The sequence below is a fragment of the Pontibacter saemangeumensis genome, assembly GCF_039541895.1.
Taxonomy (GTDB): Bacteria; Bacteroidota; Bacteroidia; order Cytophagales; family Hymenobacteraceae; genus Pontibacter; species Pontibacter saemangeumensis.
Genome location: NZ_BAABHC010000029.1, coordinates 719,080 through 739,485, shown reverse-complemented (window position 1 = coordinate 739,485; position 20,406 = coordinate 719,080). Strand labels below are relative to the sequence as shown.

9 protein-coding genes are annotated in these 20,406 nt (G+C 55.2%); all 9 read left to right on the top strand.

Translation table 11 applies throughout. From position 1 onward, the window contains the following. The first annotated feature begins 187 nt into the window (after positions 1-187). The 9 genes from ABD920_RS21365 (at position 188) to ABD920_RS21325 (ending at position 20,020) form a co-directional block, all read left to right on the top strand. Positions 188-1,555: a sugar porter family MFS transporter gene (locus ABD920_RS21365; RefSeq protein WP_345162101.1), complete on the top strand. Its 1,368-nt coding sequence runs from the start codon at positions 188-190 to the stop codon at positions 1,553-1,555. Positions 1,556-1,557: 2 nt separating this feature from the next. Then, complete coding sequence (locus ABD920_RS21360; protein ID WP_345162100.1) at positions 1,558-2,448, top strand: carbohydrate kinase family protein; 891 nt, start codon at positions 1,558-1,560, stop codon at positions 2,446-2,448. 22 nt (positions 2,449-2,470) lie between these two features. Continuing rightward, positions 2,471-5,590: a SusC/RagA family TonB-linked outer membrane protein gene (locus tag ABD920_RS21355; protein WP_345162099.1), complete on the top strand. Its 3,120-nt coding sequence runs from the start codon at positions 2,471-2,473 to the stop codon at positions 5,588-5,590. An 18-nt stretch (positions 5,591-5,608) separates the two neighbouring features. Further along, entirely contained in the window at positions 5,609-7,333 is a 1,725-nt protein-coding gene (locus ABD920_RS21350) for a RagB/SusD family nutrient uptake outer membrane protein (RefSeq protein ID WP_345162098.1), read from the top strand. A 134-nt stretch (positions 7,334-7,467) separates the two neighbouring features. Beyond that, positions 7,468-9,108, top strand: a complete 1,641-nt coding sequence (locus ABD920_RS21345) for a glycoside hydrolase family 32 protein (RefSeq protein ID WP_345162097.1) — start codon at positions 7,468-7,470, stop codon at positions 9,106-9,108. Between the two features lie 397 nt (positions 9,109-9,505). Beyond that, positions 9,506-10,228, top strand: coding sequence for a DUF4397 domain-containing protein (locus ABD920_RS21340; protein WP_345162096.1), 723 nt, complete (start codon positions 9,506-9,508; stop codon positions 10,226-10,228). Between the two features lie 1,288 nt (positions 10,229-11,516). Next, entirely contained in the window at positions 11,517-14,687 is a 3,171-nt protein-coding gene (locus tag ABD920_RS21335) for a SusC/RagA family TonB-linked outer membrane protein (protein WP_345162095.1), read from the top strand. Between the two features lie 11 nt (positions 14,688-14,698). Further along, a complete protein-coding gene (locus ABD920_RS21330) occupies positions 14,699-16,561 on the top strand; it encodes a RagB/SusD family nutrient uptake outer membrane protein (protein ID WP_345162093.1) in 1,863 nt (620 codons plus the stop codon). Positions 16,562-16,663: 102 nt separating this feature from the next. Then, positions 16,664-20,020: a VCBS repeat-containing protein gene (locus ABD920_RS21325; protein WP_345162090.1), complete on the top strand. Its 3,357-nt coding sequence runs from the start codon at positions 16,664-16,666 to the stop codon at positions 20,018-20,020. Positions 20,021-20,406: the final 386 nt, after the last annotated feature.

The window sequence follows — 20,406 nt, the reverse complement described above, 5'->3', positions numbered from 1 at the left end:
TGATACAAATTCGAAAGACCTCCATAGGGGAAAAAACCTTTTTTCTGGTGCATTTAACCGTCCTGGCGGCGCCTGCTGCTGCTTTTAGTGACTGGTTACTCAATTGGTCAGAAATCAAAACATATTGAAACGATCCTGAAATCCGCGCCAGCTGTTTGCCGCTACATTTGAAGAAAAACAAGCAGCTATGAACAGTAGGAAAATTTTATTTTGGTCGGTGACCGTGGCGATGGGGGGCTTCTTATTCGGCTTCGACACTGCCGTTATCTCCGGAGCTGAGCAATCCATTCAGGCGGTCTGGCAGTTAGATGTGTTTCAGCACGGGCTCACAGTTTCCATTGCGCTTATAGGTACCGTTCTCGGTGCCTTGTTCGGCGGGTTCCCCTCCGACAGGATCGGCAGGAAGAGCACCCTTTTCTGGATCGGGGTGCTTTACCTCGTGTCCGCTGCCGGGTCTGCCCTGGCCCCCGACTGGTACTCCTTTCTCTTCTTCCGGTTTATTGGCGGTCTGGGCGTTGGGGCCTCTTCCGTGGCGGCTCCGATGTATATAAGTGAAATTGCCCCTGCCAAAGACAGGGGTAAGATGGTGGCCATGTTCCAGTTCAATGTGGTATTCGGAATCTTGGTCGCTTTTCTATCAAACTACCTGCTGCAGGATATAGGCGGTAACGCCTGGCGCTGGATGCTCGGCGTGGAATCTTTTCCGGCCATAATTTTTGTCGGGCTGGTGCTGCTGGTGCCGGAGAGCCCGCGCTGGCTCATCGTGAAGCGGGGAGCGGTAGAAGCGGCAAGAGCAGTCCTCCACCAGATTGACCCTTCCACGGCTGACGCTGAACTGTCCGCCATCCTCGCATCCAGGGACAAGGATGAAAGGAGGAGCATTAAGGATTCGCTCTTCTCCAGGCAGCACAGTTTCCCGGTGATGCTGGCAGTTGTTTTCGCAGTTTTCAACCAGGTGTCCGGGATCAACGCGATCATATACTATGCCCCGCGAATTTTCGAAATGACAGGCCTTGGCAAAGACGCCTCCCTGCTTTCCTCCGCGGGTATTGGTCTGATCAACCTGATCTTCACGCTCATCGGCCTGAACCTCATTGACCGTGTGGGCCGCAGGGTACTGATGCTCATCGGCTCCATCGGCCTGATTGTTACCCTGGGCATGGTGTCGTGGGCCTTTTACACCGAAAGCTTCAACGGTATCCTGGTGCCGCTCTGCCTGTTCGGCTACATCGCCTTCTTCGCCTTCTCCCAGGGAGCGGTGATCTGGGTGTTTATTTCAGAGATTTTCCCGAACAGCGTCCGGGCGAGCGGCCAGGCGCTGGGCAGCTTCACCCACTGGTTTATGGCCGCGGTGATCGCTTTCGCCTTCCCCTACATCGCCACCACGCTGGGCGGCGGAAACACCTTCCTGATTTTCGCGGGCATGATGGTGCTGCAGCTGCTCTTTGTCTGGAAAATCATGCCCGAGACAAAAGGCATATCGCTGGAAGACATAGGGGAGAAAGTAGAGTCTTTGGATGCAATCGAGAAAGTAACCCTCACTAAAACCCACTAACCATGACAAAGCCACAGATTATATGCTTCGGAGAAGTGCTTTGGGATATCCTCCCGAGCGGAAAGATGCCCGGCGGCGCACCCATGAATGTCGCCATCCATTTATCCTACAACAACTTCTCGCCCCTCGTCATCAGCCGGGTGGGCAGCGACGACCTGGGGAAGGAGCTGCTGAGTTTCCTGCGGGAGAAGAACCTTTCCACGGAGTGGATTCAGGTGGGCGAGACGCACCTGACGGGGGTTGTGAAGGCGAACATCTCCGACAAGAACGAGGTGACCTACAAGATCGTGGAACCCGTTGCCTGGGATTATATACAGTTTGACGCACAGGTGGCGGACCTGGTGGCGGCGAGCGATGTTTTTATATATGGCAGCCTGGCCGCCCGAAACCCTACCACCCGCCAAACGCTGCTGCGCTACCTGAAACTGGCCAGGTTCAAGGTGCTGGACGTGAACCTGCGGCCGCCTTACTACAACCAGGAGCGCATACAGGAACTGCTGCAGTATGCGGACGTGGCTAAGATGAATCACCAGGAGCTGGAGGAAATCTCCGGGTGGTTCGGCTGGGCAGGGGACGGGAAAGAACAGATGGAGGCCGTGAGGCAGCACTTTAACCTGCAGCTGCTGATCGTGACGCGCGGCGAAAAGGGGGCCGCGGTAGTATCCGAGGCCGGCTACCACGAGCATGAGGGCCATCGGGTGGAGGTGGAGGACACCATCGGCAGCGGCGACGCGTTTCTGGCCACTTTCCTGAAATTCTACCTGCACCAGGAGCCTGTGCAGAAGGCCCTGGCAAGGGCATGCCTGATCGGGGCGTACGTTGCCACGCAGAAAGGCGCGACCCCCCGCATCGACTTATCGAAGTTTGAGAACACACCACTTACCCATATATAATTCACACTCTAAACTATATACCATGAAAAAGTTTCTATTCTTTATGCTGCTGCTGTTTGCGAGCCTTCCTGTGGTATACGGGCAGGGCGGGGCAGCTGTCAGCGGGGCGGTTACAGGCCCCGACAAGGAGCCCCTGATCGGGGTGACCGTCGTCTACAAAGGCGGCACCATTGGCACTACCACCGACGCTGACGGTACATTCAGCCTGCAAGTGCCTGACGCAAATGGCACTCTTGTCTTCTCTTATATTGGTTATATGACGCAGGAGGTGCCGATTAACAGCCAATCTACCGTCAATGTTTCCCTCGCCACCGACGCGAAGGCCTTGAGCGAGGTGGTGGTGACCGGTTACGGTACCGAGAAAAGAGCCGACCTGACCGGCGCGGTTGCTGTGGTAGACATGGACAACATCAAAGACAACCCCGCCCCGAACGTGATGCAGTCGCTGCAGGGGCAGGTGCCGGGCTTGTATGTGGCCACGGACGGATCGCCCAACCCAAACACGGAGGTGCGCATCCGGGGTACCAGCACGCTCGGCAACAACAACCCCTTGTATATCATCGACGGGGTGCCTTCCACCACCGGCCTGCAGTACCTGAACCCGAATGACATCGAGTCGGTGCAGGTGCTGAAGGATGGATCCTCGGCCTCCATATATGGCTCCAGGGCCTCAAACGGGGTCATCATCGTCACAACCAAGAAAGCAAAGGCAGGGCAGCTGTCTGTGGATTATAACGCCAGCGTTTCGGTGGAGCAGTTCCGCAACAGGCTGGATATGCTGGACACCGAGCAGCGTGGCCGTGCCCTGTGGCGTGCCGCCGTGAACGACGGGCGCGACCCGGATAACGGCCAGTATACCTACACCTGGCACCGCGACAATGCCGGCAACCCGGTGCTGGACGACGTGCTGGTGACAGAGTGGCTGGACGAGGCGGGAGGCATCCGGTCCGGCAACACCGACTGGTTCGATGAGGTGTTGGGAACGGGCGTGCAGCACACGCATGACCTGGCGATTGCGCAGGGAGGCGAGCGGGGAGGATTCCGTTTCTCGGTGAACTACTTCAACAATGACGGCATCGTGAAGGGCTCCAACTACAACCGCATCACCACCCGCCTGAACTCCAATTACAGCCTGCTGAACAACAAGCTGACCATCGGCGAAAACCTCTCTATATCCAAAGGACGCGAAACGCCGATGCCTTCCGGTATCGGGGGCACGCCGCTGATGCTGGCGGTGCGAGCCCTGCCCATCCTGCCCGTATATACCGTAGACGGCCGCTTTGCAGGTCCTACGCCCAACGGCTTCTCGGACCGGGACAACCCGATCGCCCTGATCGAGGACAACAAGCTGGACAAGCGACATACTGCGAAAGTGTTCGGCAACGTGTACGCCAACCTGGAGATCCTCAAGAACCTGAATTTCAGAACAAATTTTGGGGTTGACTACGAGAACGTATTTGGCCGCGACATCACCAAAAAGTTCCAGCGCGGCTTCCTGAGCAACCCCATCAATTCACTTAACCAAACGCAGGGGCACCTGCTCACCTGGACCTGGAACAACGTGCTGACCTACCAGCTGGAGAAAGGCGACCATAGCGTGAACCTGATGGCGGGCACAGAGGCCGTGGAGAGTTCGTTCACTAACTTCTCTGCTTACCGGGAGCAGTTCACGCTGGAGACGGACGATTATTTCTACCTCGATGCCGGAACGGGCAACAAGAACAACAGCGGCATGGGCGGAGGCTACTCCCTGCTGTCTTACTTCGGCAAAGCCAGCTATGCCTTCAACGACAAATACCTGGCTTCTGCCACCCTGCGCTACGACGGCTCCTCGCGCTTCGGTTCCGAAAACCAGTACGGCCTTTTCCCGGCCGTTTCCCTCGGGTGGAGATTGAGCAACGAGGACTTCATTGCCGACAATTTCAGCTTTATATCTGACCTGAAACTACGGGCAGGGTGGGGCAGAACAGGTAACCAGGAGATCGCCAACTATGCCACCTACGCCTTATATATCCCCAACTACGGCGACGACCAGACCTGGGCGCCCAGCAACGGCACGGCCTACGACATCGGCGGCAACGACACCGGCACGCTGCCCTCCGGCTTTTTCCGCACGCAAACCGGAAATGACCGACTGCGATGGGAGTCTACGGCGGAGACCAACGTCGGCCTCGACTTCGGTTTCCTGAACCAGAAGCTGTTCGGCTCGGTGGAGTACTATGTGCGCAAAACGGAAGACATCCTGATCCTGCCGGCCTTTATCGCGGTGAAGGGCGACGGCGGAAACCAGTGGGCGAACGGCGCTTCCATGGAGAACAAGGGTTTCGAGTTTATAGTAGGCTACCGGAACAACATCGGCAACGACTTCAGCTACGACGTAACGGCCAACCTCGGTTCTTTTAGAGACAAGATCACCGAGCTGCCGGATGAGGTGATCCGCTCTTACCCGAACAACGCTGAGAAAACTATCCTGGGGCACTCTATAAGGTCTCACTTCGGATATATAGCGGACGGCATTTTCCAGAACGAGGAAGAGGTGGCCGCGCATGCCGACCAGCCGGGCAAGGGCGTGGGCAGACTGCGGTTCCAGGACCTGAACAACGACGGGGTGATCAATACCCTGGACCAGGACTGGCTTGGCGTGGCAAACCCGGACTTCGGCTACGGACTGAACGCCAACATGTATTACAAGAACTTCGACCTGGGCTTTTTCTTCCAGGGTATACAGGGTATCGAGGTGAACACGCAGTCGTTCCAGATATATACCGACTTTACCTCCATCTGGAACGGGGAGAACTCCGGCGTGCGCGCCCTGGATGCCTGGACACCTGAAAACACCGGCTCTTCCATTCCGGCGCTTACGCTGGCTGATAACAACGACGAGAGAAGGCTCTCTTCTTACTACATCAACAACGGCTCTTACCTGAAGCTGCGCCACCTGCAGGTGGGCTACACCATTCCGCAGAACGTGCTGGAGCCGGTGTTTGTCAAAAACCTGCGGGTATATCTCCGCGGCGAGAACCTGCTGACCATAAAGGACAACAAAGGGGATAACAAATTTGCCGGCCCGGACCCGGAGACGCCCAACGACCAGTACCCAAGGCCTACCAGGCTTACTTTTGGCTTGAACGTGACATTTTAATCCTTAACGAAACACATCATGAAGATTCATAAATATATAGCTGTCCTGTTTAGTGCCGGTATGCTGCTGGCGGGCTGTAACGACGATTTCCTGGACAACCGCCCGAAGGGCACGGTGAGCGGCGATGACCTGACAACCCCTGAGACCGTAGATCAGATGGTGATCGCGGCTTACGCGGCTATCGGCAACGACCACTGGACCGTTCCGTTTGGCAGCATGTGGGCCTACGGCAGCGTGCGCTCCGACGATTCCTACAAAGGCGGCGGCGGCACCGGCGACGTGGGCGATTTCCACAATTACGAGACCTTCACCTTCAACCGGCCCACGCAGGGCTCCACCGATGTGCTGTGGTACAGGCTATATGTTGGCCTTTCCAGGACCAACGATGCGCTTGCCCGGATAAACGGGCTGGACGAAGCGGAGTACCCGCAGAAAACGCAGCGGCAGGCAGAAATGCGCTTCGTGAGAGGCCACTTCAACTTCCTGCTGAAGATCCTCTTCAACCAGTTCCCCTATATAGATGAGACCGTTGCGAAGGAAGATTATGCACAGGTCTCGAACGTGGAGTATACCAGCCAGGAGCTGTGGGACAAGATAGCCGATGACTTCCGGTTTGCGGCAGAGAACCTGGAGAACACCGCCCAGCAGGCAGGGCGTGCCGATCAGGGTGCTGCCAAGGCGTACCTGGCGAAAACACTGCTCTACCAGGCGTATGAGCAGGACGACCAGCACAACGTGGTGAACGTAAACAGGGAAAAGCTGGAGCAGGTGGTGAGCCTGGTAGACGAAATCTCGGGCAGCTATAACCTGGAGAGTGATTTCGGGCACAACTTTCTGTGGCAGTATGAGAACAACCCGGAGTCGGTATTTGCTATCCAGCGTTCGATCGATGACGGTACGCCGACAGGCCGGGTGGATATGGGCACAGCGCTGAACTACCCGATGGGCTCGACGTATGGCTGCTGCTGGTTCAACATCCCGAGCCAGAACCTGGTGAATGCTTACCAGACAGACCAGAACGGCCTGCCGAAATTCGACACCTATGACGCCACGAACCTGCTGACGGCGCAGGACTTCCAGGCGAAAACCGTGGACCCAAGGGTAAACCACACGGTGGGCATACCGGGCCAGCCCTGGAAATACCAGCCGGCGGTGGTATATGAGCAGTCTTGGGCCAGGACACCGGAGCTGTACGGGCACTTCTCATCCATGAAGGAGGTGCAGCAGCCGGATTGCGCCTGCCTGCGCAAGGTGGGGCCGTTCTTCGCCAGCTCCAAAAACAACCTGGTCATCCGGTTTGCGGATGTGCTGCTGTGGAAGGCAGAGGCGCTGATCGAGCTGGGGCGGCAGGACGAGGCGCTGCCGATCATCAACTTGATACGGGAGCGCGCCCAGAACAGCACGGGCATGCTGAAGGACGCAAACGGCAACCTGATCTCTAACTTTCAGGTGGAGACGTACAAGCCCGGTGTCAACATCACCTGGACGCAGGATGCCGCACGGCAGGCCCTGCGCTGGGAACGACGCCTGGAGTTTGCCATGGAGGGCATTCGCTTCTTCGACCTAGTGCGCTGGGGAGTTGCAGCGGAAACGCTGAATGCTTACTTTGAGACAGAGGAAGAGCGGCGCCAGTATCTGCAGGATGCCCAGTTCCAGAAGAACCGGGACGAGTACCTGCCGATTCCGCAGCAGCAGATCGACTTCAGCAAAGGGCTGTATCAGCAGAACGCCAACTGGAACTAAGGCCCTATATACTGTCGCTTTCGCGTGGCTGCAGATGCCGCGCAGACAGTAAGTATCATATATAAGTTGAAATCGGAAAGGCGGTGCCGGGGATTCACGGTACTGCCTTTCATACACCTGAACCATATAAGCAAATGAGAAAGTTATATATCGCCGCTGCCCTCGGAGCCCTGCTCAGCAGCTGTAGCTCCAACCAGTCGGCCGTGGAGAACACAACAGCCGAAACAGCCGCTGCGGACACGTCCGTTACTTTTAACGAGCCGCACCGGCCGCAGTTCCATTTTACGCCGCCCTCCGGGTGGATGAACGACCCCAACGGGATGGTGTACCACAACGGCGAGTATCACCTGTTTTACCAGCACAACCCCGACAGCACCGTGTGGGGCCCGATGCACTGGGGCCATGCTGTGAGCAAGGACATGGTGAGTTGGGAGCACCTGCCCATCGCGTTGTACCCCGACAGCCTGGGCACGATCTTCTCGGGCAGCGCCGTGGTGGATGTTAAAAACACGTCTGGTTTGGGTACAGCAAATAACCCGGCCATGGTCGCTATATATACCTATCACGATGCCGAGGGAGAAAAGGCGGGCAGAGACGATTTCCAGACGCAGGGCATCGCCTTCAGCCTCGACAACGGCCGGAGCTGGAAGAAGTACGAAGCCAACCCGGTGCTGAAGAACCCCGGCATACGCGATTTCCGGGACCCCAAGGTGATGTGGTACGAAGCCGGGCAGAAGTGGATCATGACGCTGGCCGTGAAAGACCATATCAGCTTTTACTCCTCCCCAAACCTGCTCGACTGGAAACTGGAGAGCGACTTCGGGGCGAACGTGGGGGCGCACGGCGGCGTGTGGGAATGCCCGGATCTGTTTAAGCTGAAAGTAGCGGGCACGGAGGAGGAAAAGTGGGTGCTGATCGTGAACATAAACCCCGGCGCCCCTAACGGCGGCTCGGGCACGCAGTACTTTTTAGGCTCTTTCGACGGCAACAAGTTTGTGATGGACCCGCAATTTGAGGCAAGCCTGAACACTAAGCCGGCCATCGCCACCACCGTGAACGGGCAGGAGGGCATCTGGCTCGACTATGGCCGCGACGAGTATGCGGGCGTAACCTGGGAGAATGTGCCGGAGCAGGACGGCCGCCGCCTGTTCATGGGCTGGATGAGCAACTGGGCCTATGCCAACGTCGTGCCGACAGAGAAGTGGCGAAGCGCCATGACCGTGGCCCGCACCCTGGAACTGGTGAACACGCCGGCCGGACTGCGCGTGGCCTCTATGCCGGTGAAAGAACTGCAGCATATCTATGGCGCCACCCATGACCTGGAAGGGCAGGACGTTACCGGTGCTCTGGCAATATCGGAGGGCGCCCCTTTCTCCACCCCGACATTTGATCTGCAACTGGAACTGGAGCGACTTTCGACAGGCGGTCAGTTTGCCGTGGAACTGTCGAATGCGAAGGGGCAGAAGGTGCTGGTGGGGTATGATGCGGCCCGCGGGCAGTATTATATCGACAGGAGAAACGCGGGCAGCAACAGCTTCTCCGACGATTTCGCCGGGATCCATTATGCGCCGCGCCTGGCCTCGGATGCGTCTTTCCCCGTGCGCCTGCTGGTGGATGTGGCCTCGGTGGAGTTCTTCGCCGACGGGGGCAAAACCGTGATGACAGACATTTTTTTCCCGGATGAGCCCTTCACCAACGTAAGGCTGATCACGGAGAAGGGGCAGTATCGGTTAAAATCAGGGAAACTGACGGAGCTGAAATCAATCTACAACTGAGTCGGATAGCAACCCAAGAAAAGAAGATCCCGCAGGCGAATGGCTTGCGGGATCTTTGCTTTTAACTGATACAGAGGCGCTTCCTTCATAGCTATATACACGTACAGGTTGTGAAGTTTCTTCAGCGCTGTTCATACAGGCACAAATTATCGCTCCCGTTTGCAGGCGCTGTTTCTTTTCCCAACCTTTGCCCGGTGTGGCAGCTGTTTCTCAAATGCTTACCTTTGACACTAATTTTGCTGATGGATGCGTTATGATATCCCATATTTTTATAGCCTCCCGTTGCAACCAATGCCGGGGTTATGGGGTCATCATCGCAGAACTGTGTTTCCGGACTTTGGCAAGAGACACAAGCAGATTATCTACATTACCTTACACCAACAACTATTTCCACTTTATGAAAAACTCTTTGCGTAGCTTCTCTTTAGCTAAAATCACCCTTCTGATGAGTGCTGTCATGTCGTTCGGCTTAACCGGTTGCCTGGACAATGACGTGGATGACGCCCCTGCGCCAACGCCGGTGGCCTATATCTCCTTCTACCACGGCTCACCTGACGCCCCTGACCTGAACGTGCTCGTGGACGAGGAGAAGATCAACAATCAGGCGTTCAAATATTCGAATGCCTCCAGCTACCTGTCGCTCACCACAGGCAACCACGAGATCGCCTTTACACCTGTCACGGGGTCTGATGCCATTGTGGATACAACCATCAACTTTAAGGAGGATAATATATATTCCCTTTACACCGTCAACACCCTGCAGGACATAGAGATGCTGGTGGTGGAGGACAGCCTGGTAACGCCGGGCACCGGGAAAGCCGCTGTGCGCCTGATCAACCTGTCGCCTGATGCGCCAGCCGTGGACGTGACGATTGCGGGAGGCGCCGCTACCCCGGAGTTTATGAATCTGGGCTTTAAGGGGAACACGCAGTTTGTACAGGTAACGGACGGAACGCACTCTTTCCAGGTGAAGGAAGCCGGAACTGAGAACGTGCTGGTTGCACCAACAAGCCTCACCCTGGAGCCGGGCAGAAGTTATACGCTGATCGTGCGCGGGTTCCAGACTCCCCCGGCCGGCAACAGCAATGGGCTGGCCCTGCAGGTCATCAGGAATTACTAACCCTGCCACCTGCACCAGGCGGGTCATATGCTTTTCCCCGTCCTATATATAAAAAGAGCCACCCGCATGCGGGTGGCTCTTTTTATATATAGGACGGGAAGTGATGCCCACTGTGGCATTCATACCCTTGTCAAGTAGGTTTTGCACGTGCTCGCTGTGTTAATAAAATCGAACCACCCCTGCCCCTCCTTGTCCAAGGAGGGGAGTTTTTCCTACTCCATCTCCTTTCTTCCTTTTCTCAAGCGCCTCGATATAATCAACCGCATGGTTATTTTTGATTATATAATAAGCTTGTTTAGCTGGCACATCCTCCACTACAATCTTTAAAAATCTTTAAAGTTTGTGAAAGCAGCAGTTGACTCCCCTCCTTGGACAAGGAGGGGCAGGGGTGGTTCGATCCATAGGCAGAACCCATTTGATACTGGCTGTAAGGCCCGCCCTGAATCCGGGAAAGATATACCCATCCGGGTTCCAGAGCTTCCTCGTGCAGGGTAAGGGGAGGTAGTAGCAAACCGTGGGGTGTGGTGGGTGACGGTCACAGGAAAGGTAAGCGGATACTTACTGGCATGAAAGCGCCGCACCTAAAACAGGGGCACGCGGCAGGCTTATTACAAATCAGGCACATACCTTAGGGCAGCTACTGACGAACCGTGGTGTAGGCTAAGCGGTTGGATTTAGGGGAAAGTATAGAGGCCTTCTGATGATCTTATAAAGTAATTAAACACTTTTTAGGCATGAGTCCTTTTTTTTCTGATTCTATACCTATATATTTAATTTCCTAAGCGAGCATACGAGGGATAGCCACTTCCCCCAGCTATGAAAATGTGGCAGATTGTGCATAGAAAGGCCCAACAGCCATTTTTAAATCCATGATATAGAAAGACGACTTGCTGCGTACAGGCACAGGGTTGTAATAAAGAATTCAGAGCAGCTGATTTGTTGCGGACTGTGAGTAGCGGAAAGAACTGTCTCTCATATGAAACCAGATAAACCAGGTGCCAAACAGAATGCACAGCCAATAGTTTAGGTGTAGAAAAAACACTTATATAAGGTAGGTACATCAATGTCGCGGCATCGGCTTTTCCGACAGCGGCGGCATCTGCCGAAGATATAGTCAGATTAGATAGGCTTCCTGTTGTGGTGAGATGCACCCCTGCAGGGGCTTATTAGTGCTGCTGATTTATTGGGGGGACAGGCAACTTAGTTTGCGGGGCAACCCACCTATATAAGCGCCAAACCAGGAATCACAGTGTATTTAGTATATTTTAAACCTTTAACAATCTAATCTATGCAACACCTTTTACTGAAAGAGCTGAAATACTTGCTTGTATTGCCTCTTTTCTTTATTTCTGTTGTCGCGGCCTTCGCTCAGGGGGTCACGGTGCAGGGAACGGTTACCGACGATGCCGGTACACCCCTGCCTGGCGTGACAGTGCTACTGAAGGGCTCCTCCACTGCAGCCCCGACGGGTGCTGACGGTACCTATACGATCAACGTGCCTGACGGCAACGGGACACTGGTTTTCACCTTCATTGGATTCTCACCAAAGGAAGTGGCGATCGATAACCGCACTTCGGTAGACGTGCAACTCACTACAGATGCAAAAGCGCTGGAGGAAGTGGTGGTTGTGGGCTACGGCACGCAGAAAAAAGAGACCGTGACAGGCTCTGTTGCCGCTGTGAAGGGTGCAGAACTGGAGAAGTCGCCTGCTGTTAACCTTACAAACTCTATTGCCGGCCGCATGCCCGGTGTGGTTGCCGTGAACAGAAGCGGTGAGCCGGGCTACGATGGCTCCGCTATCCGTATCCGCGGTTCGAACACACTGGGTAATAATAACGCCCTGATCGTAATCGATGGTATCCCGGCCCGTGCGGGCGGTATCGAGCGACTGAACCCGGCCGATATCGAAAGTATTTCCGTACTGAAAGATGCGTCCGCAGCCATATATGGTTCACGCGCGGCCAACGGGGTTATCCTCGTTACCACGAAGCGCGGCAAAGTAGGCAAGCCGGAGCTGTCTTACTCCTTTAACCAGGGCTTTGCCCAGCCTACCGTTATCCCTGACCTGGCAGACGCCGTGCAGTTTGGCGAGATGCGCAACGACCTGGAAATCTATAACCGTGTGCCTGCTGCCCTGTGGGAAGAGGCCAAGGAGGCGTTCCGCCAGAACGGTAGCTACACCCTGCCTGACGGCACTGTCGTGAATGCGCACTACGGCCCGGAAGACTTCCAGAAGTTCAGAGACGGCTCTAACCCCTGGACGCATCCGAACACCGACTGGTATGAGGCTACCCTGAAGGAGTGGTCTCCGCAGTCGCAGCACAACCTGCAATTGACAGGTGGCAGCGAGAACATCCAGTTCCTGACTTCGCTGGGCTATGTGAACCAGGACGCCTTCTACAAGAACTCTGCGACCGGCTACAAGCAGTATGACCTGCGGGTAAACCTGGACGCCAACGTTAGCAAATATATCAAAACCAGTATTGGGATGTTAGGCCGCCAGGAAAATCGCTTTTTCCCGACGGTGGGTGCCGGTGCGATCTTCCGAATGCAGATGCGCGGTATTCCTACTGCTCCCGCCCGCTGGCCTGATGGAAGACCCGGACCGGATATCGAAAATGGCGAGAACCCTGTTGTGATCACCACCAACGAAACCGGCTACGACCGCGATACCCGAAGCTACCTGCAGACCAACGGTTCAGTGGAGATCACCAACCCCTGGGTAGAAGGTCTGAAGCTTACTGCAACCGCTGCGGTGGATAAAATGACCCGCCGCACGAAAAGATGGCAGACACCGTGGTATCTGTATGACTGGGACAAAAAGACATTTGAAGCAGACGGCGTAACGCCTATGCTGACGGCTGGGCGCAGAGGACCTGCCGACCCGAACCTTACCATGGGGGATGAAGAGGAATTAAAAATCCTCTTGGGTGCTGTCCTGTCCTTCGAGCGCTCATTTGGCGATCACGGGGTAACCGTGCTGGCAGGTACGAACAGGGAGACGATTGAAGGAGACTGGTTCAATGCCTACCGCAGGTACTTTATCTCTCCCGCTATCGACCAACTTGCCGTAGGTGGGGATTTAGAGAAGAGCAACAATGGCGATGCCGTTGAGAGAGCACGTCTGAGCCACTTTGGCCGCTTTGCCTACAACTACAGGGAGAAATACATGGCTGAGTTCCTGTGGCGCTACGACGCCTCAGACATCTTCCCGAGAGATACCCGCTATGGATTCTTCCCTGGGGTGCTGGCTGCCTGGAGAATCTCTGAGGAAAGCTTCTTCAAGGATAACATCTCCTTTATCAGTAGCCTGAAATTGCGCGGATCATGGGGACAGATGGGTAACGACGATATCGGGGAACTTTACTCTTACCTCTCCCTGAACCAGTTTAACTCCTATATAGTAGGGGGCCAGGAAGTGAAAACCCTGCGCGAAACCCGTGTGCCAAACCCAACCATTACCTGGGAGGTAGCAAACAATGCCAACTTTGGATTAGAGGGACAGTTGCTGCAAGGTAAAATCAACTTTGAGTTTGATGTCTTCTATAACAAGCGAACCAATATTCTTTGGGCCAAGTACGGATCAGTTCCTCAGACTACCGGTATGACCCTGCCGCGCCAGAACATCGGCGAGGTAGCTAACAAAGGCTGGGAGTTCCTGGTAGGGTATAACAACCAGATCGGTGACGTGGCTTTCAGCGTTAGCGCAAACGGCGGTTATGCCAAAAACGAGATCCTGTTCTGGGACGAGGCACCCGGTGCCCCTGCGCACCAGCGCTCCACGGGCATGCCGATGGGCACAGGCCTTCGCTACGAGTTCGACGGCGTTTTTGTAGACCAGGCTGATATTGATTCTAATCCGCTTGACTACAGCGATATCGTGGGCACCCTGCGCCCTGGCGATATGAAATACAAAGACGTGTCTGGGCCGAACGGTGTGCCTGATGGAAGAATCACTCCGGACGACAGAACAAGAGACCCACGCAACGACATTCCTACCTTCCAGGGTGGATTGAACGGTAACGTGAGTTACAAGAATTTTGACTTCAGCGTACTGTTCCAGGGCTCAGCCGGCGCGGTGACGACGATCGGAACAGGCGAGATGGGTAGTATCGGTAACTTCCTGGAAGATATCTATGTGAACCGCTGGACCGTGGATAACCGCAGCTCTGAGCATCCACGTATCGCTGACCGCGGAAACCAGTACTTCTCTGGCGGCAATACCTACTGGATGCGCAGCACCGACTATATCCGCCTGAAGAACATCGAGCTGGGCTACACACTGCCGGCCGGCATCGGCCAGAAGATTGGCCTGAGCGCGCTGCGGGTGTATGTGAACGCCCTGAACCTGGCAACCTGGGATAAGCTGAAGGTATATGACCCTGAGAACGTGAACGCCAACGGACAGTATTACCCGCAGTCCAGAGTGATCAATTCAGGTGTAACAGTAACATTTTAAGTGAACTAGAAATGAAGAGAATAAATAAACTAAAATCTTTGTCCTTAGGTGTTGTCACGGCCATGGTGCTTATGACTGGCTGTAAGGATGATTTCCTGGACACCCAGCCCTTGACAAGTGTTCCAAGCGACCTTGTCTGGACGGATGCAGCGCTTGCCGAGGCTTTCGTGACAGACCTTTACACTGGCCTGGGTAATGGCGGTTTTGATGAGCAAATGCAGGCTTCCCTTACCGACGAGGCCATTTTTACCCACCCGGGCAGGGGGATTAACGTTATCACAGAAGCGCGTTCTAACCCTGCTGATCCAGGCTGGATAAACTATACGCTTAACTGGCCCAACATGTACAGCAGGATCAGGGCTACAAACTTGGCCATCACCAACCTGGCGGAGCCTCAGTTTGATAACCCGGCGCTGGTGGAAAGGCTGAGAGGTGAGGCGTTGTTTATGCGCGCGTACCTGTATCACCAGCTGCTTCGCTACTACGGCGGTGTGCCGATTGTGGATAGCCCCTACGAACTTGGTGCCGACAGTTACACGATTCCCCGCGGTACTTTCGAGGAGACGGTAGAGTTTATTGTGAAGGATGCAGAAGAGGCGGCGCAGCTGCTCGAGGGTAAGCCGCTGGTAAAAGGCCGGGCATCTCAGGCCGCGGCGATGGCTTTAGAGTCGCGTGTATTGCTGTACGCTGCCAGCGACCTGCATGACATCCCTACTGCCAAGGCAAAGTCAGCTGTGATTGCCGCTTACCCTAACCCGGAACTGATCGGCTATGTAAATGGCGACCAGACGGAACGTTGGAGAAGAGCACAGGCTGCAGCCAAAGACGTACTGGACCTTTCGGGATATGGTTTTGAGCTGAACCTGACGGAGCCTGTTTCTCCTGAAATGGGATACCAGAACTACGTGGACGTTTCCCTGTTCAGAGGCGGCGGCGAGCAGGACATGATCTTCGGCCGGTACTTTATCCAGGCGAAGAACGAGACCGGTGGCCGTGTGGGCCTGTTCAATGGCCCCAACGGGTATCGTAACTGGGCTGGCAATACCCCGATTCAGGAACTGGTGGATGATTACGAAATGATGGATGGCACTGAGTTTAGCTGGGATAACCCGGAGCATGCCGCAAACCCATACGAAAACCGCGATCCGCGCTTTGAAGCCACGATCCTGCACGACGCGTCTGACTGGAAACCGAGGTTTACTACTACGGCTGACCCTGCAAATGAAATTCAGACAGGACAGTATGAAGTGATGGACGGCGGTCAGAAGGCAACTCATTTTGGCCTGGATACCCGTCAGAGCTCGATAGAGGACTGGAACGGTACCCGCACAGGTTACTATATGAGACGGTTTGTTGACCCGAACCCGAACCTCGTGGACATGAACATGTGGCAGCAGGTGCCGTGGGCCTTCTTCCGCTACACAGAAGCTGTGCTGAACTATGTTGAGGCCAGTATCGAATTAGGGGAGGATGCCGTGGCGCAGGAATGGCTGAACAAGGTGCGCTTCCGTGCCGGTATGCCTGCTGTTACAGCGGGAGGCGCCGAGCTGATGGAGAAATACCGCAACGAGCGCAGGATTGAGATGGCCTACGAAGAACAGCGTTACCATGATGTGCGCCGCTGGATGATCGCTGCGGAGGAGTTCGGGCAGCAGCCCCATATTATCGATATAAAGGGAACGCTGAAACCTGGTAAAACGGTGTCGCAGTACCAGTACAATCCTGAGAACTATAACTATACTTACAAAGTGATAGAGCTTGGCGAAGGTATTGAGAACCGCGCATGGGACGATAAAATGTTCTACCTGCCAATTCACCGCGATGAGATGAACCGTAACGAGGAACTGGTGCAGAACCCGGGTTATACCGAATAAGAATTATTGCTTCATTGAATTTAAAATCTATGCCAGTCGTTTTGTACTGGCATAGATTTTTCTTTTTTTACTGCTTATATAGATCGCTTACAACCCATTAGCATGCTCCGATCCCCACTTACCACCTTATCCTTGCTCACCCTTTTAGCTTTCGCATCCTGCCAGGAAAAACCCTCTGTGGAGGAGCAGGAGGCAAGTAAGGCCCCAACTATCGTGGCCGACCCGCTTTTCACCTTGCTCCCTGCGGGTAAGACCGGCGTTAATTTCTCTAACAAACTGACCGAAGGCCTGAACACCAACGTGCTCATGTATGAGTACTTCTACAACGGGGGCGGGGTAGCCGTGGGGGATATAAACGGAGACAGCCTGCAGGATATCTACTTTACGGCCAACATGGCCCCCAACCGCCTGTACCTGAACAAAGGCAACATGCGGTTCGAGGACATTACAGTAGGGGCGGGCGTGGCCGGAAGGGAAGGCCCCTGGGCTACCGGCACCACCATGGCCGATGTGAACGGGGACGGCCTGCTGGATATATATGTTTGCTATTCAGGCAAGCTGCGCCCGGAGAAGCGCGAAAACCAACTGTTTATCAACAACGGACCGGATGCGAACGGCAGGCCCACGTTTACGGAGCAGGCGGCGCAGTATGGCCTGAACAGTGCCTCCAACAGTACCCACGCCGCCTTTTTCGACTTTGACCGCGACAGCGACCTGGATATGTTTCTCCTGAACCACAGCCCGGAGTCCCTGCCCGTGCTGGATGAGGTGTCTACGGCGGAGATACTGCAGAAGGAGGATGCGCAGCGCGGGGTGCGTTTTTTCAGGAATGACGGGGGGCGATTCAAGGACATCACAAAACAAGCCGGCTTTCTTTCCTCTACCCTGACCTATGGTCTGGGTGCCGGCGTGGCCGACATCAACGGGGATGGCTGGCCGGATATTTATATCTCGAACGACTATGACATCCCGGACTACCTATATATCAACAACCGCAACGGCACGTTCTCTGACCAACTGAAAACAAGCATCGGGCACACCTCCCACTTCTCGATGGGCAGCGATGTGGCCGATATAAACAACGACGCCTTCCCGGACATTTTTACCCTGGACATGCTGCCGGAGGACAACCGCCGGCAAAAACTGCTGTTCGCCCCGGACAATTACGAGAAGTTCAACCTCAGCCTCAGAACAGGTTTCCATTACCAGTACATGCGGAACATGCTGCAGCTCAACAACGGCAACGGCACGTTCAGCGAGGTGGGGCAGCTGGCCGGCATCTCCAACACCGACTGGAGCTGGGCGCCTCTGTTCGCCGATTATGACAACGACGGACTCAAAGACCTCTTCGTGACCAACGGCTATCTGCGGGATTACACCAACATGGACTTCATCAAGTACATGGGTAATTTTGTGCAGCAGCAAGGCGGCAGGATGCAGCGCGAGAACGTGCTGGAGCTGGTCAGTAAGATACCTTCCTCCAACGTCACCAACTACATCTATAAAAACAACGGCGACCTGTCGTTCACAAACAAGGGCAGGGACTGGGGGATGAGCACTGCCTCCAACAGCAACGGCGCCGCCTACGCCGATCTCGACAACGACGGCGACCTGGACCTGGTCGTCAACAACATCAACCAACCGGCGTTTATATACCAGAATGAGTCGGACAGGCAGCTGGACCATCACTTCCTTCAGCTCAGGCTGCAGGGAGCCGGCAAAAACACAGCCGGGACGGGCGCGAAAGTAATGCTGTATGCCAACGGCCAGCAGCAGTACCAGGAGCAGATGCCCTCCCGCGGCTACCAGTCCAGCGTGTCGCCGGTGCTGCACTTTGGCCTGGGCAAGCAGAAGGCAATTGACTCGTTGCGGGTGGTGTGGCTGAGCGGGAAACAGCAGGTGCTGCGTAATGTGAAACCAGACCAACTGCTCACCCTGCAGGAGCAGGAGGCCACCGCGCCCTATATCCCTTCCAAGCCCGGCTCCCCTGTTTTCGGGGAAGCCAAAGCACCCGTGTCCTTTGCGCATCAGAAAAGCACGATCAACGATTTTAAGCGGCAGCCGCTGCTCATCAACCCGCTTTCCTTCTCCGGCCCGTGCCTGGTGAAGGCGGATGTGAACGGGGATGGCCTGGAGGATGTGTATGTCGGCGGCGGGCAGGGGCAGGCAGGCGCTTTATATATACAGCAGCGGAACGGAAGCTTTATACCCAAACCTACGCCAGCCTTCGAAGCCGACAAGCTGAGCAGTGATGCGGATGCGGTGTTCTTCGACGCCAACAACGACAAGGCCCCGGACCTGTACGTAGTCAGCGGCGGCTATCACAACTTTATGCCCGACGATGCGCTGCTGCAGGACAGGCTATATATAAACGACGGCAAAGGCAGTTTTACCAAAGCGGCCGGTGCCCTCCCGGCCATGCCCGTCAGCAGCAGCAGCGCCCGGGCAGCCGACATAAATAATGATGGGCATCTGGACCTGTTCGTGGGCGGCAGAGTGATTCCGGGGCGCTACCCCGAGACACCGCGCAGCTATATACTCCTGAACGACGGCACCGGGAAATTCAGGGATATGACCAGTTCTGTGGCCCCCGCCGTGGAGCGCCTGGGCATGGTGACCGATGCCGCCTGGCATGACCTGAACGGAGATAAAAAGCCGGAGCTGGTGGTAGTGGGGGAGTGGATGCCGGTGACCGTCTTCAAAAACACGAACGGCAACTTAACGGACGACACCAAAACCTACTTCGACAGGGAGTACAGGGGCTGGTGGAATAAGCTGCTGATAGGGGATTTTAACCAGGACGGTCAGCCAGACCTGGTCATCGGCAACCTCGGCCTGAACACCCAGTGCAAAGCGACCGAACAGCAGCCGGCAGAAATGTACTACAAAGACTTTGATGACAACGGCTCCGTGGACCCCATCCTGACATTTTATATACAAGGCAAGAGCTACCCCTACGTAACCCGCGATGAGTTGCTGGACCAGATGAGCACAATGCGCACCCGCTTCACCGACTATAAAAGCTATGCGGACGCCACGCTGCCGGATATTTTCACGGCGGAGGAACTTGAGGAGGCAGGCCATCTCTCTGCCAATTACCTGCAGACGGCCTATTTTGAGAGCGGAAGCGACGGCAGGTTACGGGAGAAGCCGCTGCCGGTGGAGGTGCAGTTCTCGCCCATATATGCCATCTCCGCCCTGGACTATAACGGCGACGGGAAGCAGGACCTGCTGCTGGGCGGCAACATGAGCCAGGCCCGGCTGCGCTTCGGGAAGTACGATGCCAACTATGGCATCCTGCTGCAGGGGAACGGCAAGGGTGGCTTCACGTACGTCCCGCAGGCGAAGTCAGGCTTCGCGGTGAAGGGAGACGTGCGCAGCATCCTGCAGGTGAACAACACCCTGCTGTTTGGCATAAACCAGCAGGCGGTGCAAGCCTATAAACTCAAACAGCCATAAACCATATAGGCTACAATAGTCTATGCCTGCTGCTTTTGCTTTTTTAATAACTTTTGAAAAAAGCAGCCTGCATTTAAGTAAGCTTTTTATACCGCTATCACTGCAAACTGCGCATAACATCTAACCTGTCTGCAGATTCCCCTCCTGGGAGGGGCAGGGGTGGGTTCTGTAGAACAGCCTGGAGTTGATAGTGCTGTTATCGCTGAAAATGAGGAGAGAGTGGAGCGGGATGTGAAAGCCTCATCAGGATCGCTTTTACATAGACATTGGTGCTGTAAAATGTTTGATTTCTTACTTGGTATATATATATTTAGAATAGCTTACCGTGCTAGCTAAACCCCTTTGCTGTCAATCAATCTATATATGCTGTGGCATTGTTCTTAAAG

What these genes read in the sequence shown, in the direction of transcription:
- ABD920_RS21350 (WP_345162098.1), top strand. Translation starts at nt 5,609, where the DNA reads ATGAAGATTCATAAATATATAGCTGTCCTGTTTAGTGCCGGTATGCTG.
- ABD920_RS21340 (WP_345162096.1), top strand. Translation starts at nt 9,506, where the DNA reads ATGAAAAACTCTTTGCGTAGCTTCTCTTTAGCTAAAATCACCCTTCTG.
- ABD920_RS21355 (WP_345162099.1), top strand. Translation starts at nt 2,471, where the DNA reads ATGAAAAAGTTTCTATTCTTTATGCTGCTGCTGTTTGCGAGCCTTCCT.
- ABD920_RS21365 (WP_345162101.1), top strand. Translation starts at nt 188, where the DNA reads ATGAACAGTAGGAAAATTTTATTTTGGTCGGTGACCGTGGCGATGGGG.
- ABD920_RS21335 (WP_345162095.1), top strand. Translation starts at nt 11,517, where the DNA reads ATGCAACACCTTTTACTGAAAGAGCTGAAATACTTGCTTGTATTGCCT.
- ABD920_RS21325 (WP_345162090.1), top strand. Translation starts at nt 16,664, where the DNA reads ATGCTCCGATCCCCACTTACCACCTTATCCTTGCTCACCCTTTTAGCT.
- ABD920_RS21330 (WP_345162093.1), top strand. Translation starts at nt 14,699, where the DNA reads ATGAAGAGAATAAATAAACTAAAATCTTTGTCCTTAGGTGTTGTCACG.
- ABD920_RS21360 (WP_345162100.1), top strand. Translation starts at nt 1,558, where the DNA reads ATGACAAAGCCACAGATTATATGCTTCGGAGAAGTGCTTTGGGATATC.
- ABD920_RS21345 (WP_345162097.1), top strand. Translation starts at nt 7,468, where the DNA reads ATGAGAAAGTTATATATCGCCGCTGCCCTCGGAGCCCTGCTCAGCAGC.